The sequence below is a fragment of the Brucella grignonensis genome (genome assembly GCF_002252505.1).
Lineage (GTDB): Bacteria > Pseudomonadota > Alphaproteobacteria > Rhizobiales > Rhizobiaceae > Brucella > Brucella grignonensis.
Map to the genome: position 1 here is coordinate 187,304 of NZ_NNRL01000169.1, position 25,761 is coordinate 213,064.

Consider the following 25,761-nt stretch of genomic DNA (forward strand, 5'->3'; position numbering starts at 1 on the left):
GGACTGGATGCAAGCTCTCGATTTCAGCATCGTCGCTCCCTATACGGATCTGCTTTTGACAGGACTTTGGTGGACGCTGGTTCTGACCGTGGCGTCGGCTTTCCTCAGCTTCGTGCTCGGCATCGCATTTGCGCTCGTGGTGCTGTACGCGCCTAAGATTCTCGCATGGCCGGTGCGGTTCTTCATGTGGCTGTTCATGGGAACGCCGCTTCTGTTGCAGCTGTTCCTGATCTATTTCGGGCTGGTTCAGATCGGTATCGATATTCCGGCACTTGGCGCGGGCATCATCGGCCTTAGCCTCCACTTTGCCGTCTATAATGCCGATATCATCCGCGCGGGTATCGTGGCGGTCGATCCGGGTCAAATGGAAGGCGCGCGTTCCATCGGCTTCAGCCATGGTCAGGCTTTGCGCTACATCGTCATCCCGCAGGCGGTGCGCAATACGATCCCCCCCATCGGCAACAATATGATCGTTCTTTTGAAGGATACGTCGCTGGTTTCGATCATCGGCATTGCCGAACTGGTGCATAGCGCGCAGCTTGCCATCAGCGAAACCTTCAGCCCGTTCGAATTCTACATCACCATCGCCGCCATCTACTACGTGGTCAATCTGGTTCTGGAAGCCAGCCTGCGGCGCATTGAAAGAAAAGTGGAGGTCACGCGATGAGCAGCCCCAAAACCGCAAAACCGATGGTCGAAGTGAAGGGCGCCCGCAAAGCCTACGGCGAGCTGGAAGTGTTGAAAGGTATCGACCTTTCCGTGGCGCGTGGCCAGATCGTCGCCATCATCGGCCCCAGCGGCTCCGGCAAGAGCACGCTTCTGCGCTCGATCAATCATCTTGAAACGCTGAATGGCGGTGAAGTCTGGCTTGATGGCATGCAGGTCAATCAACCTCTCACCGGGCAGGCTTTCGAGAAACACATCAATGCCGTGCGCCAGAAGATGGGCATGGTGTTTCAGCACTTCAACCTGTTTCCACATCTGACAGTGCTGGAAAACATCACGCTCGGCCCCATCAAGCTCAAGGGCATGACGAAGGACGCTGCTCGTACGCTGGCGCTGGAGCTTTTGAAAAAGGTCGGGCTTGCCGACAAGATCGACGTCTACCCCTCGCGGCTGTCCGGCGGTCAGAAGCAGCGTGTGGCCATTGCCCGTGCGCTCGCCATGCAGCCGAAAGTGATGCTGTTCGACGAAGCGACTTCGGCACTCGATCCCGAGCTGGTGGACGAGGTCAATGCCGTCATGAAGCAGCTCGCCGCTGAACATATGACGATGCTGATCGTCACGCATGAGATGCGATTTGCGGGCGAAGTGGCAGATCGCATCCTGTTCATGGATGGCGGTGTGGTGGTGGAAGAGGGGCCGCCGGATCAGATTTTGAGCAATCCGGTGCAGGAGCGTACCCGCTCCTTCCTCAAGAAATATCTGGCCGCGTGAGGTGATGGCATGAACGAGAGAAACGCCAATGAGTTTGCCGATTTTGGGGAATTTCCCGATTTCGGGCTGACCCCGGCGCAGCGACGCGAAGCCGTGCTTGGCCATTATTATGAATATCCCGGCATGGACGGGCCGCGTGGCGAAATCTGGTGCTACACCGATGCCTATTCTTATCTGCCGGGCACAACGGTTCATTTGCAGGTGAGTGCGACCGCCTCGCGCTTCGATATCGAAATCGTGCGCGATGGGGCGGTTGAAACGCCTGTCTTCTCAAAGCGCGGGATAGACTGCAAATGGCAGGAAACGCCAGCCCAATGTTCCGTTGTGGGCTGCGGCTGGGAGACGACATTTTCGTTCAAGACGGATGAGACTTGGCCTTCCGGCGCCTATCGCATTACGCTGCAGGCCGAAGGCAATGACGGTCAGCTGATCCATTGCCACCATCTGTTCATCCTGCGTCCTGTGGCAGGCCGTAAGCCCGGTCGTATCCTGCAGGTTGCAGCGACCGGCACGTGGACGGCCTATAATACCTGGGGCGGTTCCAACCACTATCAGGGCATTACCGGGCCGAATGGCGATCAATATGCGACGACGGTAAGTATCGAGCGTCCGTTCTGCCGTGGCTTCGCGCTGTTACCGTCCGATGCGCCTCGCGTGCCGCTGGAGTTTGTGACGCCGCCTGCCGCCCCTCCACGCTATCCGCATATGGAATGGGCCTTTGCCAATGGCTATTCCAAGAAATATGCCTCATCCGGCTGGGCCAGCTATGACAGCCTGTTCTTTCGCTGGGCTGAACGGGAAGGCTTTGCGATTGATCTCGCCAGCCAGCATGAGCTGCACTTCTCGCCGGAAATCCTCGACGGTTATGATTGCGTGGCCTTTGTCGGTCACGACGAATATTGGACATGGGAAATGCGCGATGCCGTCGATCATTATGTCGATGGCGGCGGTCGTGCGGCCCGTTTTGCGGGCAACTTCATGTGGCAGACGCGGCTTGAAGATGATGGCAAGCGCCAGACTTGCTACAAATATCGCGCCCGCGCCGAAGACCCGGTCTATCGCTCCGCCGATCCACGGCGCACCAGCAGTTGCTGGGAAGCGACGGAAGCCGGACGGCCTGCTGCCGAAACCTTCGGCCTCAATGCGCTGCGCGGGCTTTATGTCGGCTGGGGTGGTTGCGCCCCGCGTGGCGTACGCGGTTTTCCGGTCTATCGCCCGGAACATTGGGCCTTTGCGGGAACCGGCATCTATTACGGTGATCTCCTGGGCGCTGACGGTCATGCCTTCGGCTATGAGGTCGACGGGCTCGACTATGTGATCCGGGGTGGTCTGCCCGAACCGGAGGAGGGCAGCGGCGCACCCGATGGATTGCAGATTCTGGCGCTTGGCATGTCGTCTCTCAAGGAAGAGAGCGCGGATATTCCCGCCGACGACCAGTTCCTCTCCGATGCCGATGCCAAATTCGTGGCCGATACGCTGATCGGCGACAATGGCGATGCAGCCGTCGAACGCATCAAGCGCGGCTGCGGCATGATCGTCAATTTCCCGCGCGGCAAGGGCGAGGTTTTCCACGCCGGAAGCTGCGAGTGGGTAGCGGCTCTCAAACGCGGCGACCGCATGGTCGAGCGTGTGACGGCCAATGTTCTCAACCAATATCTCAAGCGCTGACAGAGTAACGCCATGCTCAACACAAAAGCACAGAACGAACGCCCGGCATCGCATCTTTTTTACCAGTCACGCCTGCGCAGGCCGCTGGTGGATCGGGCCGAAGGCATCTATATCTGGGATCAGGACGGACGCCGCGTCATCGACGGGTCGAGCGGCGCGATGGTGGTCAATATCGGCCATGGCAATCGCAACGTGCTCGATGCCATGAAAGAGCAGATGGACCGCGTGACCTTCGCCTATCGCCTGCACTTTGAAAACGAACCGGCGGAAGATCTGGCACGCATGGCCGCCGAGCGTATGCCGGAAGGGCTGGACAAGATATTCTTCGTTTCCGGCGGTTCGGAAGCGGTCGAATCCTGTATCAAGCTTGCCCGCCAGTGGGCGGTCGCGACCGGGCAGGGCAAGCGCTGGAAAGTGATTTCGCGCTTTCCGTCCTATCACGGCGGCACGCTTGGCGCGCTGGCTGTCACCGGCTACGCGGCATTGAGCGAGCCCTTCGCGCCCATCATGCGCGAAATGCCGAAAGTCCCGGCTCCGACCGCCTATCTCGACCGCGATAATCTGTCGATGGAGCAACGCGGGCAGAAATATGCCGACATGCTGGAGGAGAAGATTCAGGAAGAAGGTCCTGAAAGCGTGCTTGCCTTCATCATGGAGCCGATCGGTGGGGCATCCACCGGCGCGCTGGTTGCGCCCGACAGCTATTATCCGCGCATCCGCGAAATCTGCGACCGTTATGGCATCCTGCTCATCCACGACGAGGTGATGAGCGGTGCCGGGCGCACCGGCAAGTTTTTGGGCGGTGATCACTGGAACTGCAAGCCTGATCTGATCGCGCTTTCCAAGGGCTTTGCCTCCGGTTATTGCCCGCTTGGCGCGATGGCGGCACCGGCCCGCATCGTCCAGCCGGTTTTGGATGCCGGGGGCTTTCTGCATGGCTTCACTTATGCCGGCAATCCGCTGGCCTGTGCCGCGGGCAAGGCCGTATTGCAGGAGATCGATCGTCTCGATCTGGTCGGCAATGCCGCCCGTATGGGCGATGCGCTGAAGGGCGAACTGGAAGGGCTTGCGAAACGCTTCCCTTTCATCGGCGATGTGCGCGGCAAGGGCCTGCTGCTCGCAGCCGAATTCGTGTCCGATCCAGAAACCATGAAGCCGCTGCCGAAAGAATTGAACGCTCATCAGCGCATGATCGATCTCGCCTATGAACGCGGGCTCATCATCTATTCGCGCCGCACGCGCGGCGGCGTCGAGGGCGATCATTTCCTCGTCTGCCCGCCAATGATCGTGAGCCGCGAACAGGTCGGCGAGATCACCGCCATTCTCGGTGATACGCTGGAGGTTCTGGCGCGTGAACTCAAACTGCCTGTGAACGCCTAAGGAAACCGGATCATGACCGACAAGAAGAAGATGCGTCACAAGGTGATCATCACCTGCGCGGTGACAGGCTCCGTCCATACGCCCTCCATGTCGCCGCATCTGCCGGTGACGCCGGACGAGATTGCGAGCGAAGCCATCGCGGCAGCGGAAGCGGGCGCGTCCATCCTGCATCTTCATGCCCGCGATCCGCGCGATGGCAGGCCGTCCGCCGACCCGGACCTGTTCATGCAGTTCCTGCCGCGCATCAAGCAATCGACGGCGGCGGTGGTGAATATCTCCACTGGCGGCTCGTCGCTGATGACACTGGAAGACCGGTTGGCCGCGCCGCTTAAGGCGCAACCGGAAATGTGTTCGCTCAATATGGGCTCGATGAATTTCGCGCTGTTTCCGGCACTCGACAGGCCACGCGAGTGGAAACATGCGTGGGAGCCGGAACTGCTGGAAGCTACCCGTCATTCGATCTTCAAGAACACTTTTGCAGATATGGAAGGCATTCTGACCAGTCTCGGCCAAGGCTGTGGCACCCGTTTCGAATTCGAATGCTACGATGTCGGCCATCTCTATTCGCTGGCGCATTTCCGCGACCGGGGGCTGGTGTCCGGCCATCTGTTTATCCAGTTCGTCTTCGGGGTTCTGGGTGGTATCGGGGCCGATCCGGATAATCTCATGCATATGAAGCGGATCGCCGACAAGCTGTTCGGAGACGACTATTCCTTCTCCGTGCTGGCGGCGGGACGGCACCAGATTCCGATGATTACCATGGCAGCGGCGATGGGCGGCAATGTCCGCGTCGGGCTGGAAGACAGCCTTTATGACGGGCGCGGCCAGCTGGCCAAGAGCAATGCCGATCAGGTTCGTCGCATACGCAGCATTCTTGACGGCCTGTCGCTGGACGTTGCAACGCCTGACGAGGCGCGAGAATATCTGGGCCTCAAAGGTGGAGACAGGGTGGCGTTCTAGAGCATGTCTCCCGAAAGTGGGAACCGGTTTCGGGATAAAGACATGCGTAAAAACAAAAGGATCGAGAGTTTCCAATGATTCGATCAAAACAGGAAATGCTCTGATGCCGAAGATCGTGTTGGACAGTAAAACCGGCGTCGTGGTTCGGCTTGGTGAACTTGCCGATGCCGAACAGATTCACGCAGCAATCTGCACGATGGGCGCAGGACTTGGCGCTGCGGGAAAAATCTCCAGCACGGTTGAGGATTTCCGCTGTTATGGTTTTGGTCCCTATGCGGCTTTCACCAGTCTGATCGCCGAGGTGGACGATAGGTTTGCCGGTCTTGCCCTGTTCTTCCCGATCTTCTCGACATGGTTGGGCAAACCGGGCGTCTACGTGCAGGACCTCTATGTCGATGAAGCCTTTCGCGGCAGAGGGATCGGCGAGGTGCTTTTGCGCCATGTCGCCTCCTGGTCGATGGCGCGCGGCGGTGTCTATCTGCGGCTGGCCGTGGACCGGGACAATGTCGCAGCGCAAAGATTTTATGACCGGCTGGGTATCGGCTGGATTGAAGCCGACCGCGATCACGGTGCCTATGGCGATGATTTCGCCCGCTTGGCGCGTATCAATCAAATCAGGGAGTAATCATGAAAGCCTTTTACGCTGTCGAGCAGAAGCGTCACGACCCGAAAGCCTTTCTTTCCAGCGGTGCGCCGCAGCCTAACCCCGAACAGCCGGAACGTGTCGAGCGCCTGCTCGCCGGCGCGAAGGCCGCAGGCTACGAAATCATCCGTCCGCAAAATCATGGTCTGGGCCCGATTGCAGCCGTGCATACGCCGGAATATCTTGAATTCCTCCAGCACATCTATGCCCGTTGGCGGCGTATTGATGAGGCTTCGGAAGAGGTGATCCCGAATATCCACCCGCTGGCGCGTGATGGCCGCTATCCGGCGTCTGCCGTGGGGCAGGTTGGCTATCACATGGCTGATACGGCGTGCCCGATTGCTGAACATACTTGGGAAAGCGTGTGCTGGAGCGCATGGAGCGCGGTCGATGCCGCCGATGCGGTGCTTGCAGGCGAGGTCGCGGCCTATGCGCTCTGCCGTCCCCCGGGGCATCATGCCTTTGCCGATGTTGCTGGCGGCTTTTGTTTCGTCAATAATTCGGCAGTCGCGGCCCAGCATCTACGCTCGAAGGCTGAACGCGTCGCAATCCTCGATGTCGATCTGCATCACGGCAACGGGACGCAAGGCATTTTCTATGCGCGTCCCGATGTGCTGACTGTCTCGATCCACGCCGATCCGCTACGCTTCTATCCATTCTTCTGGGGCCATGCCGATGAACGCGGTGAAGGGGCTGGTCTTGGCTACAACCTCAATCTGCCTCTGCCGCGCAAATCTGGCGATGACGAGTTCCTCGCGTCGCTCGATACGGCTTTTCGTCGTATCGAAGCCTTCGCGCCAGATGCGCTGGTGGTAGCACTTGGTCTTGACCCGTTTGAGGGTGATCCATTCGGCGGATTGTCGGTTACCACTGGCGGTTTCGGACGTATTGCCGAAGCGATTGCAAAGCTTCGGCTGCCAACCGTCATCGTTCAGGAAGGTGGTTATCTTTGCGATGCGCTGGGTGACAATCTCACCGCTTTCCTGGGCGGCTATCAGTCGGTGGCGCGATGAGCGGCCTTGTGTCTTTTATCGGCGTTGTACATCCGTGGATGTGCGACGTCATGGGACATATGAATGTCCGTCACTACGCGGGGATGTTCGACGATGCGAGCTTTCAGCTACTGGGACACATAGCCGGGAAAATCCCGGATGAGGGTTTCGGTTGGGCGGATGTGTGCTCGACTATGGACTACAAAAAGGAAGTGCCCGCCGGGGATTTGCTGACGATCCGCTCTCAGGTGCTGAAGGTGGGGCGTTCATCAATCACGTTTCGCCAGATAATGGCTGGTTCGCTTGATGGGGACCTGCGCGCCATCAATGAGACAACGTCCGTCTGTTTCGACAAGATCGCGCGCCATTCACTCGAACTTGAGCCAGCAATGCGAGCGCGAGCGGAAAGGCTCATGTAGGGGGCACAATCTGATCGGCTAGCCGCAGACATGATCTGCTGCCGAATGGCAGCTAACTCCGCTCATAACGCATAAGCGGACGGTCAGCGTCCGGCCCCATTGCGGCCATTCTAAATGATTAGTCATTGCATTTTCAGATAATAGAATCTGCTTCACTTCTGACTAGTGTTTTCTCTCTTTTGTAAATCAATAAAAGCTAATAGATCGCCATATTTATAACGAATAGCTTTGCCCACTTTTCGATAAGGTAAGTTTTCAATGCCCTGGACCCGCCAGTTAGCAAGGGTCTTTGGACTTAAACCTAAAATACCAGCGGCTTGCTCAGACGTCAGCAGATGGTCAAGCTCATAGTTTGTTGAGGGTAGGGGATGTTCTCGAGCACTGTCAGTCTGCGTCGTGAGAAAGCTTAATGACATATTGTATTTTCGAACAAGGTGCTCGGTGAGGCTGAGATAAAGCTGCTCGAGACTAGGCTGCTCATTTTTGTTATCAGGCTTTTTCGCCATTTATATGAGCTCACCTAACATGGATGGTGTTCGATTACGAAACGCGATGGAAGTTGTTGTTAACATAACAAACAGAATAGTCGAGTTCGACAATACAGAAATTGAGAAGTATTAATTTTAACGACGTGCGGCCCAGGCGGGCTCTGCATGTTCCCGAACGTTTTTCCACAGGGATTTTATGCTGCTTCGAAAGGCAGTTTTGCAGTGCAAATTACGAATAACGAAGGTGATTGCTATTTGATTGCTAGCATCAATATGGTGAAAACGAAAACTAGCTAAGTCATTGATTTTATGGTGCCGCTTAGCAGACTCGAACTGCTGACCCCATCATTACGAATGATGTGCTCTACCAACTGAGCTAAAGCGGCCCGGAACCGTGGTTCCAAAATTCCCGAAGGAATGCCGATCTATTTGTGACCGAACGGTGCGCTGATAACCAAAAGCATAAAGGAAAGCAAGGTCCAAAACGCATATTCTTCACGTTTGTTCGGACCAATTAAAAACAAAGCCTCCAGTATGTGTCACAAGAGGCTTTGCTGTCTTTAAGGGCGGTAATTATGCATCTCGGCAGATACGGTTGCGAGCTTGCTCGTATTCCTGCGCCAGGCGATCAACGAGCTTTGCCGTAGGGGCTATTTCCTTAATTGCACCGATACCCTGTCCACATCCCCAAATGTCTTTCCACGCTTTCGCGCCTTCCTGATGGGCCTTGTCGAAGTCCATTTTGGATGGATCAGCCTCCGGTAGATGATCAGGATCGAGGCCTGACTTAGCGATAGATGGTTTGAGGTAGTTGCCTGCAATTCCGGTAAAGTAGTTGGAATAGACAATGTCGGCAGCGTTCGATTCAACGATCATTTGTTTGTAATCTTCAGAAGCGCGGGCTTCCGCCGTGGCAATGAACGGTGAGCCAATATAGGCAAGATCTGCGCCCATCGCCTGTGCCGCGAGAATAGCGCCGCCATTGGCGATTGCACCGGAAAGAAGCAGGGGGCCGTCGAACCATTCACGAATTTCCTGAATGAGTGCGAAGGGTGAGAGCGCGCCTGCATGGCCGCCCGCGCCTGCGGCAACGGCGATGAGGCCATCCGCACCTTTTCGGATCGCAGAATTGGCATGGCGATTGTTGATAACGTCATGCAGAACAATGCCGCCGTATGAATGGATCGCGGCATTGACTTCAGGAACTGCACCCAGGGAAGAGATGACGATGGGAACTTTGTATTTCACGCATAGTCCAAGGTCATGTTCGAGACGCTTGTTGGAGCGGTGCACAATCTGGTTAACTGCAAATGGAGCGGCTGGGCGGTTAGGATTCGCGGCATCATAGGCAGCGAGATCTTCGGTAATCTCGGCTAACCACTCGTCTAGTTGTGCTTCAGGGCGTGCATTGAGTGCCGGGAAAGAGCCGACGACCCCCGCCTTGCACTGCGCCAGCACCAGGGCCGGATTGGAAATGATAAACAGTGGCGCTCCGACCACGGGAATGCGCAGCCTGTTTTTCAAAGTATCCGGCAATGCCATTTTATCCTCCCAAAAATTGACGTTTCCGTAAACGTAATATTTTTAGCATGGCTTTTGCTAACAGCAACATGAAAAATGACTGCAAAAATTCAAGGCAATATGAGAGCTTATTTGGAGGCTGTTTTGACAAAGGCCGGGGAAAATGAGGCAAAAAGTTAATATTTGGTATCTTTGACAGGTCTCTCGGGTAGCCAAAATAGGTCTAGAACAGGTAAATGCCTTGATTCAGACGTTAATTTCGCTGAGGCTCATTTAACCGGCTGTGTCCGACAGGCCCAGCCAACAGACGCAACCAAGGAAGAGCAGCCCTTTGGAAAGTATCGAACGCGCAATCAGAAATGCATTCGCAAAGTCGGATGCGCATAATCCGGTTACCCGTCAGCGCATTTATGAAGCGGCTTGGGGTGCACACGAGCGCGCGTTGACTGCCAATGCTGCCCTTAGCGAAGATCAAAAGCAGCAGCGACGTCAGAAGATCAAGGCTGCTATTTCAGAGATAGAGGCTGAGTTTAAGTCTGGTTCTGCGGCGAATGCTAAGCGAGAGCCGTCGCTGGACGCACCAGAATCCTCAGACCCTGTTTTGGGTGAGGGGGGGTACGAAGCTGGTCCTGCGCTCGATACAGCAGATATTCGCGCAACCTCGAAAAAGAAAAAGCGTGGCTCTGCCGATCTGGGTTATGAAGCAGGCGTCTCCCGCAAGGATCGCAAGAAAAAGCGTCGCTCGCCGCTTATCAGCGTCGGTATCCCGGTAATGGTTATCGTTATTCTGGGATTGATTGGCTTCTCGCTTTACAACAGCTTTGCGGATTTTACGCGCGGCAATGGTTCAAGCCCGCTTTTGACAGATAATCGCATGGCGCCGATTAAAGAAGGCGAAGATCCGGAAGGACGCACCTGGATCAACATTTTCACGCCGACGGATGCTACGCGCATGTCAGTGCAGGGTGGGGCGACCGCTGAAATCATGCGTGAAGGCACCAACAGTTTTGCTCGGGTTCAGTCGAAGGGCGCAAATGACAGTGTCACGTTTGATGTGGGCGAAGGTGTGTTGAACCAGCTTATGGGTAAAAAGGCGACCTTTGATATTGTTGCCCGCAGCGATGATGGTAAGCCAACACAGATGTCGGTTAACTGTGATTTTGCAGGTCTGGGTGATTGCGGGCGCAGACGTTATGACGTTCGTGATTCCGTGAGTGACTTCCTGTTCGATCAGGATTTTCAGGCGGGTCAATCTGCTGGTCGTGCGGGCAAGATCACAATCAATTCTGATCTCAGTGGTGCAGGCAAGCCTGTTGATATTTTTGCAATTCGTGTAACCACTGCGGCTGAATAATCAGCTTAGCAGCTTTTCCAGTGTTTCAAGCCGGTCCGCTTCGCGGGGCGGCTTGTCCCAGCGAAGCCGTGAGAAACGCGGAAAGCGCATGGCGACGCCGGATTTATGGCGCGTGGAGCGGTTGAGACCCTCGAAAGCCACCTCCACCACCAGCCCATGATCGGGCTCGGCGCGGACCGATCGCACCGGGCCGAAGCGCTCGGTGGTGTTCTCGCGCACAAACTTGTCCAGCAATTTCAATTCTTCGTCCGTAAAGCCGAAATAGGCCTTGCCGACTGGTACCAGCACTGGCTCGTCTTCCGGTCCCGTCCAGACGGCAAAGGTGAAATCAGAATAATAGCTGGAGCGCTTGCCATGTCCACGCTGGGCATAGACGATCACGGCATCGACGGTGAAAGGATCGCGCTTCCATTTGAACCAAGGTCCTTTCGGGCGTCCGGGCAGGTAGGTGCTGTCGTGACGCTTCAGCATCACGCCTTCAATGACGGGATGGGGTGGATTGGCGCGAAACTGCGCCAGTTCCTGAAAGTCAGCGAAAGGCAGCACCGGCGAAAGATCGAACCGGCGAGGGTCGAGCTTGCTGATGAAACTTTGCAGGCGGGCACGGCGCTCGAAGAAAGGCAAGGAGCGCAAATCGTTGCCGGTCTGCTGGTTCCCTTCCTGCAACAGATCATAGGCCCGCACGAAAGCCGGATAGTCGCGTAACTGCTTCGCGCTCACGGTCTTGCGGTTCAGTCTTTGCTGGAGATCGGAAAAAGTGGCTGTTTCTATACCGGTTTCGCCGTGATGACCGACGAGTAGTTCGCCGTCGATTGCACCTTCGAAATCCATAGCTTCCAGAATATCCGGGAATGCGCCGGAAATATCGTCACCGGTACGTGAATAGAGACGGCGCACGCCGTCTTCCGAGACGGCCTGTACCCGAATGCCGTCCCACTTCCATTCGGCGCTGTAGGCGGATGCGTCAAGCGAGGGGATTTCAGTTTCGTCGAGTGCTGTCGCCAGCATGACGGGGCGAAACGGCGCGGCAGCGGTGGCAGCAGGTTTTTCGCCACGGCCTTCCAGCCAGGCGAAAAGCACCTCATAGGGCGGTGACTGGCCGTGCCAGAGTTCCTCGATTTCGACAACGTTGACGCCGCCAAAGTCAGCGAGAGCCTGTTTGGCCAAACGGGCGGAAACCCCAACGCGCAAACCACCGGTGACGAGCTTTAACAGCGCATAACGTTCGGAAATGCCGAGCAGATCAAGCCATCCGGCCACGAGCATCGGGCCTTCGCGGCGCGAAGCATTCTGCAATTCGTGAACCACGATCCCAAGTGGCAGATTTGCGCCGGGTGCGGTTTCACTGGGGCCGGGCCAGATAAGCGAAATCGTTTCGGCAAGATCACCGACATAGTCGTAGGAATAGGCAAAGAGTGCGGGATCGGTGCGCACGGCTATCAGTGCGCGCAGCATGGCGGGCTTCACGCTTTGCAGTTCGAGATCGCGCGTGATTGCCGCCAATGCCAGACCGCGATCCGGGTCGGGAGTAGCACGGAAATAGTCAACAAGCAGACGAAGCTTGCCGTTGCGCTGCGGCGTCAGAACCAGCCGGTCAAGAAGTTCAGCGAAAGCACGCATCAATCGCCCTCATCTTCATAGCCGATGAGATGCAGCGGCTTGGCCGGTATGTTCTGCAACTCGCACCAGCGAACAAGCGCTTCCTCGCGTCCATGCGTGACCCACACTTCGGCGGGTGCGATTTCCGTTATGGTCGCCGTCAGTTCATCCCAGTCGCAATGGTCGGAAATGATGAGTGGCAGTTCAACGCCCTGTTGCTTGGCGCGCTGGCGGATGCGCATCCAGCCGGAGGCGAAGGCCGAGATAGGATCGGGAAAACGCCGCGCCCAGCGGTCGGAAAAAGCCGATGGAGGACCGACGATGATCTTGCCTGCAAAATTGGGCTGCGCTTCGTCACGTTCCAGCGTTGCCGGTTCAAGCGGACCGAGATCGATGCCTTGTGCCTGGTAATAATCGCAGATCTTTTCCAGTGCACCGTGAATATAGATCGGTTCCGAGTAGCCTGCATTGCGTATGAGTTTGATAACCCGCTGTGCCTTGCCCAGCGAATAGGCACTGACAAGGTGCGCCCGTTCAGGAAATTGCCGGATTGATTTGAGAAGCATCGCGATCTCGTGCGACGCATCCGGGTGACGAAATACTGGCAGTGCAAAAGTTGCTTCGGTGATGAAGACATCACAGGCGACAGGTTCAAACGGCGCGCATGTTGGATCGGCCGCGCGCTTGTAATCGCCGGAAGCGACAATGCGGGTTCCGTCCTTCTCCACCGCGATCTGGGCCGAGCCGAGCACATGGCCCGCGCCATGAAAATTGACCCGGACACCATTGATCGTCAGGGTTTCGCCGAGGCCTATCGGTTGCGTGGTTTCGGCGAAATTTGCGCCATAGCGGAGCGCCATGATGTCGAGCGTTTCGGGTGTTGCCAGCACATGGGTGTGGCCCGAGCGGGCATGATCGGAATGCCCGTGGGTGATGAGCGCGCGTTCCACCGGACGCACGGGGTCGATGTAGAAATCGCCGGGCGGGCAATAAAGACCTTTGGGAGAGGAGCAGAGAAGCTGGTTGAAACGCATGGTTTGAAGATAGGTCACGAAGTTCGCCCCGAAAAGAGAGGGAGCTTGCATCTGCTGACAAAATGAGAACAAAAGTGAACAAACACCTTGGCGGCTTGCCTTGCTGCGATTAGATTGACGGCGTGACACTGAACCTGAAACCCGCCGCCGCATCTGCCGCTTTTCCCTTGCCGGACCGTTTTCTCGAATGGTTTGCGGCCAAGGGCTGGTCGCCGCGCGCGCATCAGCTTGAGCTTCTGGCCCGTGCCGAACAGGGACAGTCCACGCTTCTGATCGCACCCACCGGGGCGGGTAAAACGCTGGCCGGGTTTCTGCCTGCATTGGTGGATCTGGAAAAACGTGGGCGCTTAAAGCCCGGCTTGGCGAAGCGCGGAGTTCACACGCTCTATATTTCCCCCTTGAAAGCGCTTGCCGTCGATATTCATCGCAATCTGACGGTGCCGGTCGAGGAAATGGGTCTCGACATCACCATCGAGACACGGACCGGTGACACGCCCGCACACAAACGCCAGCGACAGAAGCTTGCGCCACCGGATATTCTGCTGACCACGCCAGAGCAGCTTGCGCTGTTGATCGCATCCAAAGGTTCGGAACAGTTCTTCAAGGGCCTGCGCTATGTGGTGCTGGACGAATTGCACTCGCTGGTGATTTCCAAGCGCGGGCATTTGCTGGCGCTGGGGCTGGCGCGGCTGCGCCGCCTGCAACCGCAATTGCAGACCATCGGCCTTTCCGCCACGGTGGCTGAGCCCGATGAACTGCGCCGCTGGCTGGTTGAACAGGACGGCACCGGGCCGATGGCCGGTCTTGTGACGGTGGATGGCGGTGCCAAGCCGGAAATTACCATTCTCGATTCCGACGAGCGGGTGCCATGGTCGGGCCATTCGTCACGCTATGCCATTCCCGACATCTACGAAGCGATCCGCCAGAACAAGACGACGCTTTTATTCGTCAATACGCGCAGTCAGGCGGAGATGCTGTTTCAGGAGCTGTGGCGAGTCAATGAGGACACGCTGCCCATTGCGCTGCATCATGGTTCGCTCGATGCCAGCCAGCGCCGCAAGGTCGAGCAGGCCATGGCCGCCAACACATTGCGGGCTGTGGTCGCGACTTCGACGCTTGATCTGGGGATTGATTGGGGCGATGTCGATCTGGTCATTCATGTCGGTGCACCGAAAGGGGCGAGCCGCCTTGCGCAGCGCATTGGCCGTGCCAATCACCGCATGGACGAGCCAAGCCGCGCCATTCTCGTACCCGCCAATCGCTTCGAGGTGATGGAGTGCCGTGCTGCACTTGATGCCAATTATCTGGGCGCCCAGGATACGCCACCCTTGATCGATGGAGCGCTGGATGTGCTGGCGCAACACGTGCTCGGCATGGCCTGTGCCGAGCCTTTCAACGCCGATCAGCTTTATCGTGAAGTGCAGAGCGCTGCACCCTATTCAAACCTTCCGCGAGACACGTTCGACCGCATTCTGGATTTTGTGGCGACTGGCGGCTACGCGCTCAAGACCTATGAGCGGTTTGCGAAAATCCGCAAGACGGTGGACGGAACGTGGCGGGTCTCCAATCCGCGCATCGCGCAGCAATATCGGCTTAACATCGGCACGATTGTCGAAGCGCCGGAGCTCAATGTCCGGCTTACTCGTGGCGGCAAGGGCGGAAATGCGCGCGGCGGACGTGTTCTTGGTCGCATCGAGGAATATTTCCTTGAGACGCTCACTGCTGGCGACACGTTCCTTTTTGCAGGCAAGGTGCTGCGGTTTGAAGGTATCCGTGAGAACGAATGTATCGCCTCCAATGCTGCCGGGCAGGATGCCAAGATTCCTGTCTATGCAGGTGGCAAGTTTCCGCTTTCCACCTATCTCGCCGCGCAGGTGCGCGCCATGCTTGCCGACCGCACGCGCTGGCAGTTTTTGCCGGAACAGGTGCGGGAATGGCTGGAAGTGCAGCAATGGAAATCCGTGCTGCCAGCAACGGACGAGCTGCTGATCGAAACCTTTCCGCGCGGCAATCGCTTCTACATGGTCGCCTATCCGTTTGAGGGCAGGCTGGCACATCAGACGCTTGGCATGTTGCTGACGCGCCGTCTGGAGCGCATGGGCGCACATCCGCTTGGCTTTGTCGCGACCGATTATTCGCTGGGACTCTGGGGCCTCAAGGATATGGGCGCGCTGATCGGCACTGGAAAGCTCAATCTCCCCCGCCTGTTCGACGAGGATATGCTGGGGGACGATCTCGAAGCCTGGCTCGATGAAAGCTACCTTTTGAAACGCACTTTCCGCAATTGCGCCGTGATTTCAGGGCTTATCGAGCGCCGTCATCCGGGACAGGAGAAAACGGGCCGTCAGGTTACGGTTTCCACTGACCTGATCTATGACGTGCTGCGGACCCACGAGCCGGACCATATATTGTTGCAGGCGACGCGCGCGGATGCGGCGACCGGACTTCTGGATATCAGGCGTCTTGGCGACATGCTGGCGCGCGTGAAAGGTCATCTTTTGCACAAGCCGCTCGACAGGATTTCACCGCTGGCGCTGCCTGTGATGCTCGAAATCGGGCGCGAGCGTGTGGCGGGTGAGGGCGATGAAATGCTGCTTGCAGAGGCCGCAGATGATCTGATCAAAGAGGCGATGCAATGAAGACTGCAGTATGGGGCAATGGAGAGGCCTACAGTCTGGCCCATACGGAAGTGCGTGGCGTTGCAGCTGTGTGCGATCCATCCGGTGCACTGTTCCTGCCCGACCTGCATATGCTGATCGTTTCCGATCTGCATCTGGAAAAAGGTTCATCCTTTGCCCGGCGCGGCCAGCTCATCCCACCTTATGATACAGCAGCGACGCTCGATATGCTGGCGCTGGCAATCGCGCGTTATCAGCCGCGAACCGTCATCAGCCTTGGCGACAGTTTTCACGATGCAACCGCCAGCGAACGCCTGCCGTCGCTTTATGCCATCCGGCTGAAATCGCTTATGGAGCATCGGGACTGGTTCTGGATCACTGGCAATCACGATCCGGATCGCCCGGTCGACCTGCCGGGCGATTGTGTGGAGGAACTGGCAATCGGGCCGCTTACCTTCCGGCATGAACCATCGCGCAAGGCCGGGCAGGGCGAGATTGCAGGGCACCTTCACCCCGCAGCCCGCATCGTGCGACGTGGACGGTCAGTACGCCGCCCCTGTTTTGTTAGCGACGGGGAAAGGCTCATCATGCCTGCTTTCGGCGCCTATACGGGTGCGCTGAATATTCTGGATCGCGCCTTTCGGGGGCTATTCGCTGACGAGACCCTGCGCGCCTATATGCTGGGACAGGGCAAGGTTTACCCGATTGCGCGCGGCGCGCTGGTGGGCGGCTAATCTTTTTTGAATAAAACACGTCCGGCCCAGCCGGTGAAGACAGCCAGAAACACCGCGAACAAGCCGTAATAGAAACTATATTTATGCGCGGCGTCATAGATGCTTTGCTCTACGCCCGCCTTCACGATTTCAAGACTGGCATTGGCCTCGCGCAGAAAGACACCGTTGCGGAACAAAAGAGCACGGGCGCGATGGCGACCGACTGGCACATTGGCTGAGAGGTTAAGCGTTGCGCGAAACAATGTGCGCGAGATAAATTCCACACTGCCGATGCGCTGGCTGTAAAGACCTTGCCGTATTTTCATCTCGCGCAATTCGTTGCCGAATGTCGGGATATTGCCCGACAGGCTCGCAGGGTCTTCTGGCCTCAGATAAAAATTGCGGACACCGACTGAAAGCTGGCGGTAGATTTTGTCATCCGCGATATCCTGCAAGTTGCGTGTCGAAGCCAACGAATAGGAAAGCGGGACTCCAAGGAAGGTTTCAGAATCTGCATTCACCCAGACACCGAGGTAGCGGTCCTTCTTGCGCACCACGAGGTCGCGCGACGGGCCTTGCAGAACGACGATGATGTCGTAGCGTCCCTGCCGCTGGATCATTGGATCAGCATTATCCAGCGCGCCGAAGATTGTGAGATCGGTGCCACCAAAATTGGAGGTGATGGCAATCGTCTCGGTTGAAAGACCAATCTCAATGGTTTCTTCAGCAGGATTTTGCAGTTGCGGCACAGCATTGCCATCGCCGCTGGAATTGATCTGCGCTGATACCGGGGCTGCTGCAAAGCAGAGAAGAAAAGCGGGTATGAGCCTGAGTTTCCTCATGTTACATATCCGCTATTGTGATTGAGAACAGATTATCGGGTCGTACAAAAAGGCCGAATGCAAGACGCAGGCCTACGGCAAGAACCAGCAAGGCAAGCAACAGGCGTAGCTGTTCACCACGCAATTTCTGGCCTACACGCGCACCATATTGCGCACCAATTACGCCACCGAGCATTAGAAGAAATGCCAGCACGATATCGATGGACTGGTTGGTTGTCGCCTGCATCACTGTGGTGAATGCTGTGACGAATGTGATCTGAAACAGCGATGTGCCGACAACCACATTGGTCGGAACGTGCAGCAGATAGATGAGCGCTGGCACCATGATGAAGCCGCCGCCAACACCCATCACAGATGACAGAAGGCCGATGAAAAAGCCGATACCGAGTACCGGAATGATGCTGACATAGATGGTGGATGCGCGAAACCGCATCTTGAACGGCAGCTTATGGATCCAGGTGTGCTGCCCCGGGCGGCGGATTGCGCCAGCCTGTCCTTTTTTGACACGGCGAAGCGCCTGCATGCTTTCAACCAGCATGAGCCCGCCAACGGTGCCAAGGAAGAAGACGTATAGGATCGAAACGATCAGATCGAGCTGGCCTAAATCACGCAGCCACGAGAACACGAAAATGCCGAGCAGCGATCCGACTATACCGCCTGCAACCAGAAACAGGCCAAGCTTGATATCGAGCGTGCGACGTTTGAAATGCGCCAGCGCGCCGGAAACCGACGAGGCGATGACCTGATTGGCGCCGGTGGCCACGGCAATGGCTGGTGGAATGTTATAAAAGATCAACAAAGGTGTGATCAGAAATCCGCCGCCAACACCGAACAATCCAGAAAGAAAACCAACGGCAGCGCCCATGCCGAGCAGAACCAGCATGTTGACCGATAATTCCGCAATGGGAAGGTAAATACCCAATTCCGAACCCGGTTTCTGTAACGCACAACACGCAGCCCGTTGCGGCCGCGCCATGCCGCAAGGTCTGTCTCAATTTTGCTAAAGCAAGTCTTCCTCAGATTGTTGCCTTAACAGTTTAGTTTGCTGCGCATCTTGCCCGAAACCAACTCAGATTTTTCGGGATACGCCCTTAGAGGTCTTGCTCTTTCGGTGCAGGGAAGTCAAACCCCGATTGATAATAGAGTTACTTTGGCAAACAATGTGAGAAGAAAATGGCACATTGTTGTTTGTTAACAACAATGTTGTCACCAGCCTTGTCAGAAAAACTTCATATTGCCGATGTGAAATCGGCTATTCAATGTAGCTCTGGCGGTTACTGAGAATGATCGAAATATGATCTTTTGGCGTTATGACCGCGTAGGTCGATGACGGATAGAATTGTGCTCTGATCGAGATATTGTTGGATATCTTGTTGTCGACGAGGCCGCCGTTTTTAATCACGTAGAGAAAGAGATTTGTGATGCTGGCGCCATAGGAGCCGGCGAATTTGCTGTTCGATGTAAAGCCGAATGAGGTTGTATTCTCCGAATAATATTCCCCGTTCGTGATTAACCAGTCCTCGGTTGGATTGGAGCGAGACATTGTAGTTTTTTTGCCGTCTGGTGTCGAGAAACTCAGGTTGAATGATAGCGCAATATAAATATTCTTGAGTTCACTCGTTCCGGACAAGACTTTGAATAGCGATTTATAGGGATGGAAATCGTCGGCTTGTATGAGCTGACGGTCCGGCGACGATATTTCAAAATCAATCGCGTCGCCCTGAAACCCTTTAACATCCTTGTCGAGTGCAAGGGGTATTTTGGCAATTATGCCATTTTCCATCTCGTTATTTACATGCAAAAGCATCACATGGCCCCCTGGTTTTATTGATTAAATAATAAGCGGCGGCAATTGGATTCAAGCTGTTATTTATTCCAGAATGTAAGTTCGTTGATGGAGAACTTTACAGTCTTTAGCGCTGTTGACGTTTCCGGAAATCTTTACAATTCGCGGGGAGGTTGCGAGGCAGCACAGGTGCCAAGATAAGATACCGTATTCTGGCTCTGACGGCATCAGAGACGCCGAAGTGTGCGTCTATTCATCGACGGAAAAATTGACCAACGACACCAAACACAACGAGACCGCAAAATTATACTGCGATCCCGCATCAATTATCGCAGATCAAGACAGCATCACGCCTTGATAAAGTGCAAGCGCCACTCGGGCTTAACCAAAGTCCAATGAGTTTCACTCAATGAACTTTGGTATTACTTGTTCTTCTCGAGAAGGAGCTGCACGAGCTGCTGATTGACCTCGCCAGTCGGCTCTTGACCATGGGCTTTCTGAATTTCAGCGATGGCATTGCGGGTCTTGTTGCCCATCACACCGTCTGCAGTTCCAACATCATAGCCGTTCTTCTGGAGAATGAGCTGGATGTTGCGAACGGCCTTCTTCATATCGACTGAGGCAGTGGTGACCGGCTTCTCATCGGACCATCCCTCAGGAATATCGACTAAATTGGCTTCCCGATTGAGCGGCTTAGCCTTCCAGAGTTCAACGCTGCCCTTGGCGCGTTCAAGTTGCTGAGGCTTCAGTGCTGCGCCGATCTGATCGCGCTTTTCAGCTGCATCCTTGTCGCCGGCTTTGGCCGCAAGTGCGAACCATTTGTAGCTTTCTTCAAGGTTCACCTGCATTCCCAGGCCCTTGGCGGCGAGAATGCCGAGATTATATTGGCTATCCTTGACGCCGAGTTCTGCAGCTTCGGTAAACCAGTGCACAGCGGATGCATTGTCGGGTGTGCCATTGGCACCCGATGCAAAAAGCACCGCCAGATTATGCATGGCGCTGGTATTACCTTGTTTGGCTGCTTGCTGATACCAATCAACTGCTTTTGTGAGATTGCGGGGCATGCCGAGCCCCTTCTCATTAAAATTGCCCATGCGATAAAGTGCTGGCGCAAAGCCTTTTGCTGCCGACGTCTCAAACCACTTTGCAGCTTCTGCCAGATTTTCCTGAACGCCACGGCCTTCCATATAGCGATTGCCAATTTCGAACAGTGCACGAGGATCACCGGTCATTGCGGCTTCACGCAACGCTGCGGGACCGGCTTCCACCGGCACTTCGGTTACAGTAGTTTCCGGTTCCTGCGCCGGTGCCGTATCGGCAATCGTCGGCTCTTGAGGTGCCGGATTTGGCATTGTTACACTCAGATTGCTCTCCTGCTGCGGCTTGGCAATCTCTGTCTCGGGTATGACTGTTTCCGGCATTGGCTGAATTTTTGGTGCCGGTAATGCTTCGTTTGCAGGAGCGATAGAAGCTGTCGTTTCTCTATCGATTGCGGGCACTTCTGTTTTTGCGGAAAGCTCCGCCTGTTGACGGGCTTCGAGGAACGCCGAGCCTGCCTGCAGGCCAGCAATTGCCAGCATTACAGCACCAATTGCCAGCAGAATAGGTTTGCGCTGGCGGTTGAAAAGATCGCTGATCGATCCCTTCTTCTTCTCGGGAGCCTTTTCTGATTGCTGTTCAAGTCTGGTTGCCTCCTCGGCCGCTTGCTGCGCAGTACGGCGTGCAACGCTGATCAGATCGGCTTTGCCGCTTGTTTCAGCCTTCGTGTTTTCTTGCTGACTGCGCTCTTCGCGCACGCGCTTCATGATCGTGTTGAGGTCAAGCACGCTGTCATTGTCAGGCTGAACGGAATCCAGTGAAGCACTCAGTTCCGGCTCCTGACGCGTCTTAGGCGTCAGCTTTGCAAGTTTCTCGTCGGTATTCGTTGCATCAACGACAGGCTTTGCGTGCTTTTCGACTGTCTGAGGAGCAAGGCTCGGAAAGGCTTGTGGTGCAGCAGAATATGGATTTGCGGCAGGCTTGGCTTTTGGGCTTGCCTGCGGGAGATGTGGTTGCGCATCGATCTGCTGTTCAAGGTTTGCAAGCCGATCAACGACCTTAACGAGCGTCTCGTGAACAGCTTCAAATGTCTTGCCATTACGCTCGTCGGCATTGCGGGCAAGGGCCTCAAGCGATTTCATATCATTGGCAAGCTGTAGCGCAATCGCGGTATCATGTTGCGAGCCATGCTTGAGGACATGGGCAACAGCAGTTTCAGCTGCTTCGCGAGCCGCGTGCAAGACCGTTTCGCGGTTGTCTGAAATCGAACGTTCGATTGCATCAAGGCGTGGCTTGATTTCTGCAAATTCGGCTGATGGCTTGGCCAGTTGACGCGCGAGGTTTGCGATCTGGCTTTCAAGGCTGCGAATAGCTTCGCTCTCCGCCAGCGCGATTTCTTCTGGTTGCGGTGTTTGCAAAAGACTAAGCGATATTTGTTGCGAAATATCGTCCAGACGACCCTCGAGCGTATGAAGCATGCCACGTTCTGCATAGTGGCTTGCATATTGCGCATCAAGGCGCTTGGTCAGTTCCTTGAAACGATTATCGACCTTCTCCAGAAGTGCTGGATTTGGTTCGCTGGCCCATTTCTCAGCGGCAGCCAGCTTCTGGTCAATTGCCTCCAGACGAGCATCGACGCTGTGATAATCGGACTGGCTCAGGTTTTCCATGACCTTACCCACCTGATGGGCAAGGAGATTGATTTGCTGCGCCAGCTGGTCAATTGCCTGTTCAGGCAAGCGCGATCCTTCGCTTAGAGCGTCGATGCGCTGCGACAGTTCACCAAGGCGGCGGAACAGTGTGTCGGCATTTTGTTCAGCAACAGAGCTGTCAAGTTGCTGTGTCAGTTCGTTAAGACGATGTTCGATGCGCTCCAGACGAAGCGCTTCTTCATGTTCTGAATTCTGATGGCGGTTGGCAGCGATTATGGCGCGACTGATTTCATCCAGGCGGCTATCGATCTGGCGTAACATGCTGTTGTCGGAAAACGATGTGTTCGGGGCTTCGTGCTGTTCTACAAAACGCGGTGCAAAAGCTGGGGATGGCCGCGTGTTATACTGCTCAACCTTATTTTGTTCTTCACTGAGACGGCGCAGATGCTCGGCGATTTCAGCAAGACCTTCAATGCGCCTGTCGGATTGTCGCGGCTGCGGGATGCTTGGCGCACGAGGGCGAGGTGCGGCGCCGCCAAGCTGGCCCAAACGCTTTTCCAACTCTGCCAATGTGTTATGCAGCTCGTTCATAGCGCTCGATTTGGGAGCTGCGGGCGTATGGCGTTCACGCAGGGCGTTGAGTTCATCAATAATAGAGCGTGAACCGGATGCCTGATGAGTGTTTGCCATGTGAAATTCACTTTTCCAAAAAGTACTAGCCAGCCGAAAGCCGAATTCACGAACGAGTCGAAAGCCATGTTTACCGGAGCTATATTCTTACGATCGTGGTAAATAAGTCGTTAAAATCTATTGCTGATTGCATAAAAACGGCCTCCTTTTGGGAGGCCGCTGTGGTGTTAAGTTTTGGAAAAATAGATACTATTCGGTTGCAAGCACCGCACGTGGACGCAAAGTGAGGGCAAGTGCCAGAAAGATCAGGCAGGCAATCGTAACGAATATCGGCAGGCCGTGGGTCAAATATTGTTGAGCGATCCCCGCAAAGAGGGGGCCGATCAATGCGCCAACACCCCACATCAAGCCCATGCTGGCATAAATGCCGACGAGCTGAGCGCCTTTGAACTGACTGCCAACCACGCTCAGCATGATCGTATAAATGCCGACGAAGGCACCGCCCCAAACAAACAACAGCGTATAGGTGAGCCATGGCAGAGTAAGGGCCCACGGCCAGACTGCTGCACCTGCGGCTGAAAGGGCTGCGAGAATGATGAGCAAGCTTTGACGGCTCATTCTATCTCCCAGAAAGCCAATGGGAATTTGGAGAACGATCGCACCGAACATCATGACGGACATGAGCTGCGTTGCCTGATTTTCATTCCAGCCGAGATCGACCGCATAGAGCGGCAGAAACGACAGGCCAGCCGATTCAATGGCGGCATTCAACACGGTTGCTGCGAGTGCGACGGGCGCAAGTGCCAAATAATGCAGCGGGCTTCCATGTGGTTTGTCGGTAATCGGCGGCGCGCTGACTTTGGGGCTTGCAATCAAAAGTGCTGCTATGATCGCAAGTGCTGAGCCGATCAGATAGGGCAGGAACCCGCTTGATCCAACCAATGAGAGGATCAATGGCCCGAGCGCAAAGCCCAATGACAGGGCAGCTGTGTAAATGCCCATGGTCTTGGAACGATTTTCGTCCGTACTCAGCGAATTGAGCCAGGTTTCCGAAACGACGAACAATGTTTCTGATGCTGCCCCCAGCAATATACGCAATGGGAACCAAAGCCAGATCAATGGTATTGCAGGAAACAAGCCGAGTAATATGGCTGCAGCTGCAAGGGCCGCGACTACCAGCAAACGCATGCCGAGTAATGCACTGAGGCGTGGAAGCAGAAAGGCCATGCAAAGCACACCGACCGCATGCATTGCAGCGTTCGCGCCGATAATCGCTTCGCTGAACCCCATTTCATCTAGGTCGAGTGCGATGAGCGCGGCGCTGAGACTATATGTCAGGCCGAAGATCATTGCAGTACTCGTGACGGCAGTACGGGAGAAAATGACGTTGGAAGGGGTTTGTTCTGTGGTCACAGCTATGATCCGAAGAGCTTGATATTAGAAATACTTAGACAGCAAGCCGGACAAGCAATCAACTGGTTCTGACAAATCTTTTCTGGTTGTATTTGAAGTGTTAAATCGATTTGTGGTGCGTTTAGTCATCGTGACGAAACAAAGAGGAATACCGAATGGATCTGTCCGCCTATTCAACTGTCGCGCGCACGCCGTCTGTTGAGGAATATTTGCATCTTCGCGCAGTGGCGGGATTAAGTGCGTTTTCGAAGGCGGCTGCGACCTGCGGACTTAAAGGCACCGTTTTTGCTGTAGTCGTTTTGCACGGCGATGCAGCTATTGGAATGGGGCGGTTGATTGGAGATGGAGGTTGCTTTTTTCAGGTGGTGGATATTGCAGTCGATCCAAGACATCAGGGGCAAGGTCTCGGTAGGTCGATTATGAAAGCCATCATGCAATATGTGAATGCCGAGCTTCCTGATTCAGCTTACGTGAGTCTGATCGCCGATGTGCCAGCTAACAAGCTCTATGAAAAATTTGGCTTTCAGGAAACAGCGCCAAGATCGCTTGGGATGGCTTATCGGGTAAAGAAAACGACTTGAATAGGTGTCTCTGGTTGGCCGTATGGGAAATTAAAAAGGTCCTCCGGATGGCGTTATCTTTCTAAATTATCTGTAACTTTCAGTTGCATCTTGCTGATGTTACTCTGGATTTGCGTTCCGACTCATGGGCAGGGGCATCGGTTCGCAGTCGCTCCAGCAGCCTTGCTGCGGAGCGACTTTTGTCTAGCGGTTGCTGCACTAACCATTTGCAACTGCAACAAACTGTCATTTTTGTTTTCGGTCAGTGTATTTATTTATGGATTGCAACCTGTTTGCAGGAAGGCACCCGTATCGCGCACCCCAAGCCCCCCGCCCAAATGCGCGATGCGGGCCTTTGTCTTCGGTGGGTTTGTAGTCTCTTCTGTTATTCGCAAGTCTAGTTATAATCATACAAAAATAGTATGATTATGTACTTACTCGTTTCATTTGCTTTATTGAAACAATACTGTTATCAAGCAGCCTCTTGGGAGGATTAAACCGCCTGTGCGCGCTCAGTCGCTGCCGGGCGGTTTTCCATTTTTAGGCCATCCCGAAAACCGTTTCACACTTTTTGAGATAGGCATCTAAAGCGCACGTCGTGGCCAAGTTCCAGAGTGCGCATATCAGCTATGCATATTTGTTTCTTGTAATCATTATATCTGCCGCCTATTTTCGGGTTGTTCAGTTTCACTCCTCCTCCCAGAAACTGAACTCGAAGCGCGGCACTCCTCCTCCCAGTCGCGCTTTCCAGATCAGCCCGCTTCGCACTCCTCCTCCCAGCGAAGCGGGCTTTCTTGTCTTCAGCGTTGAATTTTGTCTCTTCAGTTTCACCGATTGTGGCAATCCATTTTCGCGCACGTTTCTCCAGAATTTTTCCGTTTGGTCGATTAGAATATGCAGTAGCCGCCGGGTTAAGCATTATTGCAGTTCGATTTCAGAGGTGAGGGCGGCTGACGTTGCCCCAAGTTTTATCCAGTTTTGAGTTCGCTCCAGCGGTTTTGGGTTGCTGTATTC

At 55.2% G+C, this 25,761-nt stretch carries 21 protein-coding genes and 1 tRNA gene; 12 read left to right on the forward strand and 10 right to left on the reverse strand.

Going from position 1 to position 25,761, the window contains the following annotated elements:
• The first annotated feature begins 7 nt into the window (after window positions 1-7).
• The 8 genes from CEV33_RS23430 (at window position 8) to CEV33_RS23465 (ending at window position 7,499) form a co-directional block, all read left to right on the forward strand.
• Window positions 8-667, forward strand: coding sequence for an amino acid ABC transporter permease (locus CEV33_RS23430; RefSeq protein WP_094542738.1), 660 nt, complete (start codon window positions 8-10; stop codon window positions 665-667).
• A gap of 23 nt (window positions 668-690) precedes the next feature.
• Complete coding sequence (locus CEV33_RS23435) at window positions 691-1,437, forward strand: amino acid ABC transporter ATP-binding protein (RefSeq protein WP_094542776.1); 747 nt, start codon at window positions 691-693, stop codon at window positions 1,435-1,437.
• 9 nt (window positions 1,438-1,446) lie between these two features.
• On the forward strand, window positions 1,447-3,105 hold the full coding sequence (locus CEV33_RS23440; protein ID WP_094542739.1) for a N,N-dimethylformamidase beta subunit family domain-containing protein: 1,659 nt from the start codon (window positions 1,447-1,449) through the stop codon (window positions 3,103-3,105).
• Between the two features lie 12 nt (window positions 3,106-3,117).
• Window positions 3,118-4,485 carry an aminotransferase family protein gene (locus CEV33_RS23445; RefSeq protein WP_094542740.1) on the forward strand — a complete coding sequence of 456 codons (1,368 nt, stop codon included), beginning with the start codon at window positions 3,118-3,120 and terminating at the stop codon, window positions 4,483-4,485.
• A 12-nt stretch (window positions 4,486-4,497) separates the two neighbouring features.
• Window positions 4,498-5,445, forward strand: coding sequence for a BKACE family enzyme (locus tag CEV33_RS23450; RefSeq protein WP_094542741.1), 948 nt, complete (start codon window positions 4,498-4,500; stop codon window positions 5,443-5,445).
• A gap of 103 nt (window positions 5,446-5,548) precedes the next feature.
• Window positions 5,549-6,070, forward strand: coding sequence for a GNAT family N-acetyltransferase (locus tag CEV33_RS23455; protein WP_011982604.1), 522 nt, complete (start codon window positions 5,549-5,551; stop codon window positions 6,068-6,070).
• A 2-nt stretch (window positions 6,071-6,072) separates the two neighbouring features.
• The gene (locus CEV33_RS23460) at window positions 6,073-7,101 is read left to right on the forward strand and encodes a histone deacetylase family protein (protein ID WP_094542742.1); all 1,029 of its coding nucleotides are present in this window, start codon (window positions 6,073-6,075) and stop codon (window positions 7,099-7,101) included.
• Window positions 7,098-7,499 (forward strand): acyl-CoA thioesterase, encoded by a 402-nt coding sequence (locus CEV33_RS23465; RefSeq protein WP_094542743.1) that lies wholly within the window; start codon window positions 7,098-7,100, stop codon window positions 7,497-7,499. The genes CEV33_RS23460 and CEV33_RS23465 overlap by 4 nt, the downstream gene beginning before the upstream one ends.
• Window positions 7,500-7,651: 152 nt before the next feature.
• Here the strand turns inward: CEV33_RS23465 and CEV33_RS23470 are convergent, their stop codons facing one another.
• The 3 genes from CEV33_RS23470 to CEV33_RS23480 form a co-directional block, all read right to left on the reverse strand.
• Window positions 7,652-8,005, reverse strand: a complete 354-nt coding sequence (locus CEV33_RS23470) for a helix-turn-helix domain-containing protein (RefSeq protein WP_235818520.1) — start codon at window positions 8,003-8,005, stop codon at window positions 7,652-7,654.
• Between the two features lie 292 nt (window positions 8,006-8,297).
• Window positions 8,298-8,373, reverse strand: a tRNA-Thr gene (locus CEV33_RS23475).
• 187 nt (window positions 8,374-8,560) lie between these two features.
• Window positions 8,561-9,529 (reverse strand): NAD(P)H-dependent flavin oxidoreductase, encoded by a 969-nt coding sequence (locus tag CEV33_RS23480; protein WP_094542744.1) that lies wholly within the window; start codon window positions 9,527-9,529, stop codon window positions 8,561-8,563.
• Window positions 9,530-9,839: 310 nt separating this feature from the next.
• Here CEV33_RS23480 and CEV33_RS23485 point away from each other — a divergent pair, with 310 nt between their 5' ends.
• On the forward strand, window positions 9,840-10,862 hold the full coding sequence (locus tag CEV33_RS23485) for a hypothetical protein (RefSeq protein ID WP_094542745.1): 1,023 nt from the start codon (window positions 9,840-9,842) through the stop codon (window positions 10,860-10,862).
• Here CEV33_RS23485 and CEV33_RS23490 read toward each other — a convergent pair whose 3' ends face one another.
• Window positions 10,863-12,482: a cisplatin damage response ATP-dependent DNA ligase gene (locus CEV33_RS23490; protein WP_094542746.1), complete on the reverse strand. Its 1,620-nt coding sequence runs from the start codon at window positions 12,480-12,482 to the stop codon at window positions 10,863-10,865.
• Window positions 12,482-13,495, reverse strand: a complete 1,014-nt coding sequence (locus tag CEV33_RS23495; RefSeq protein ID WP_094542778.1) for a ligase-associated DNA damage response exonuclease — start codon at window positions 13,493-13,495, stop codon at window positions 12,482-12,484. The genes CEV33_RS23490 and CEV33_RS23495 overlap by 1 nt, the downstream gene beginning before the upstream one ends.
• Before the next feature lie 122 nt (window positions 13,496-13,617).
• On the opposite strand from CEV33_RS23495, the gene CEV33_RS23500 reads away from it, so the two are divergent.
• Both CEV33_RS23500 and pdeM read left to right on the forward strand, forming a co-directional pair.
• Window positions 13,618-16,134: a ligase-associated DNA damage response DEXH box helicase gene (locus CEV33_RS23500; protein ID WP_094542747.1), complete on the forward strand. Its 2,517-nt coding sequence runs from the start codon at window positions 13,618-13,620 to the stop codon at window positions 16,132-16,134.
• Window positions 16,131-16,847 carry a ligase-associated DNA damage response endonuclease PdeM gene (pdeM, locus tag CEV33_RS23505; protein WP_094542748.1) on the forward strand — a complete coding sequence of 239 codons (717 nt, stop codon included), beginning with the start codon at window positions 16,131-16,133 and terminating at the stop codon, window positions 16,845-16,847. The genes CEV33_RS23500 and pdeM overlap by 4 nt, the downstream gene beginning before the upstream one ends.
• Here pdeM and CEV33_RS23510 read toward each other — a convergent pair.
• The 5 genes from CEV33_RS23510 to CEV33_RS23530 all read right to left on the reverse strand — a co-directional run bounded on the left by CEV33_RS23510 (window position 16,844) and on the right by CEV33_RS23530 (window position 24,187).
• Window positions 16,844-17,668, reverse strand: coding sequence for a TIGR02186 family protein (locus CEV33_RS23510; RefSeq protein ID WP_094542749.1), 825 nt, complete (start codon window positions 17,666-17,668; stop codon window positions 16,844-16,846). The genes pdeM and CEV33_RS23510 overlap by 4 nt on opposite strands.
• Window position 17,669: 1 nt before the next feature.
• Entirely contained in the window at window positions 17,670-18,551 is an 882-nt protein-coding gene (locus tag CEV33_RS23515) for a sulfite exporter TauE/SafE family protein (protein WP_235818524.1), read from the reverse strand.
• A 369-nt stretch (window positions 18,552-18,920) separates the two neighbouring features.
• Window positions 18,921-19,475 (reverse strand): hypothetical protein, encoded by a 555-nt coding sequence (locus tag CEV33_RS23520; RefSeq protein ID WP_094542750.1) that lies wholly within the window; start codon window positions 19,473-19,475, stop codon window positions 18,921-18,923.
• 401 nt (window positions 19,476-19,876) lie between these two features.
• Window positions 19,877-22,834 (reverse strand): peptidoglycan-binding protein, encoded by a 2,958-nt coding sequence (locus CEV33_RS23525; RefSeq protein WP_094542751.1) that lies wholly within the window; start codon window positions 22,832-22,834, stop codon window positions 19,877-19,879.
• Between the two features lie 189 nt (window positions 22,835-23,023).
• On the reverse strand, window positions 23,024-24,187 hold the full coding sequence (locus CEV33_RS23530) for an MFS transporter (RefSeq protein WP_328588612.1): 1,164 nt from the start codon (window positions 24,185-24,187) through the stop codon (window positions 23,024-23,026).
• A 155-nt stretch (window positions 24,188-24,342) separates the two neighbouring features.
• Here CEV33_RS23530 and CEV33_RS23535 point away from each other — a divergent pair, with 155 nt between their 5' ends.
• Window positions 24,343-24,768, forward strand: coding sequence for a GNAT family N-acetyltransferase (locus tag CEV33_RS23535; protein WP_094542752.1), 426 nt, complete (start codon window positions 24,343-24,345; stop codon window positions 24,766-24,768).
• Window positions 24,769-25,761: the final 993 nt, after the last annotated feature.

Coding starts and splice junctions, on each gene's coding strand:
- CEV33_RS23430 (WP_094542738.1), top strand. CDS start 8: ATGCAAGCTCTCGATTTCAGCATCGTCGCTCCCTATACGGATCTGCTT.
- CEV33_RS23435 (WP_094542776.1), top strand. CDS start 691: ATGGTCGAAGTGAAGGGCGCCCGCAAAGCCTACGGCGAGCTGGAAGTG.
- CEV33_RS23440 (WP_094542739.1), top strand. CDS start 1,447: ATGAACGAGAGAAACGCCAATGAGTTTGCCGATTTTGGGGAATTTCCC.
- CEV33_RS23445 (WP_094542740.1), top strand. CDS start 3,118: ATGCTCAACACAAAAGCACAGAACGAACGCCCGGCATCGCATCTTTTT.
- CEV33_RS23450 (WP_094542741.1), top strand. CDS start 4,498: ATGACCGACAAGAAGAAGATGCGTCACAAGGTGATCATCACCTGCGCG.
- CEV33_RS23455 (WP_011982604.1), top strand. CDS start 5,549: ATGCCGAAGATCGTGTTGGACAGTAAAACCGGCGTCGTGGTTCGGCTT.
- CEV33_RS23460 (WP_094542742.1), top strand. CDS start 6,073: ATGAAAGCCTTTTACGCTGTCGAGCAGAAGCGTCACGACCCGAAAGCC.
- CEV33_RS23465 (WP_094542743.1), top strand. CDS start 7,098: ATGAGCGGCCTTGTGTCTTTTATCGGCGTTGTACATCCGTGGATGTGC.
- CEV33_RS23470 (WP_235818520.1), bottom strand. CDS start 8,005: ATGGCGAAAAAGCCTGATAACAAAAATGAGCAGCCTAGTCTCGAGCAG.
- CEV33_RS23480 (WP_094542744.1), bottom strand. CDS start 9,529: ATGGCATTGCCGGATACTTTGAAAAACAGGCTGCGCATTCCCGTGGTC.
- CEV33_RS23490 (WP_094542746.1), bottom strand. CDS start 12,482: ATGCGTGCTTTCGCTGAACTTCTTGACCGGCTGGTTCTGACGCCGCAG.
- CEV33_RS23495 (WP_094542778.1), bottom strand. CDS start 13,495: ATGCGTTTCAACCAGCTTCTCTGCTCCTCTCCCAAAGGTCTTTATTGC.
- pdeM (WP_094542748.1), top strand. CDS start 16,131: ATGAAGACTGCAGTATGGGGCAATGGAGAGGCCTACAGTCTGGCCCAT.
- CEV33_RS23510 (WP_094542749.1), bottom strand. CDS start 17,668: ATGAGGAAACTCAGGCTCATACCCGCTTTTCTTCTCTGCTTTGCAGCA.
- CEV33_RS23515 (WP_235818524.1), bottom strand. CDS start 18,551: ATGCTGGTTCTGCTCGGCATGGGCGCTGCCGTTGGTTTTCTTTCTGGA.
- CEV33_RS23520 (WP_094542750.1), bottom strand. CDS start 19,475: ATGCTTTTGCATGTAAATAACGAGATGGAAAATGGCATAATTGCCAAA.
- CEV33_RS23525 (WP_094542751.1), bottom strand. CDS start 22,834: ATGGCAAACACTCATCAGGCATCCGGTTCACGCTCTATTATTGATGAA.
- CEV33_RS23535 (WP_094542752.1), top strand. CDS start 24,343: ATGGATCTGTCCGCCTATTCAACTGTCGCGCGCACGCCGTCTGTTGAG.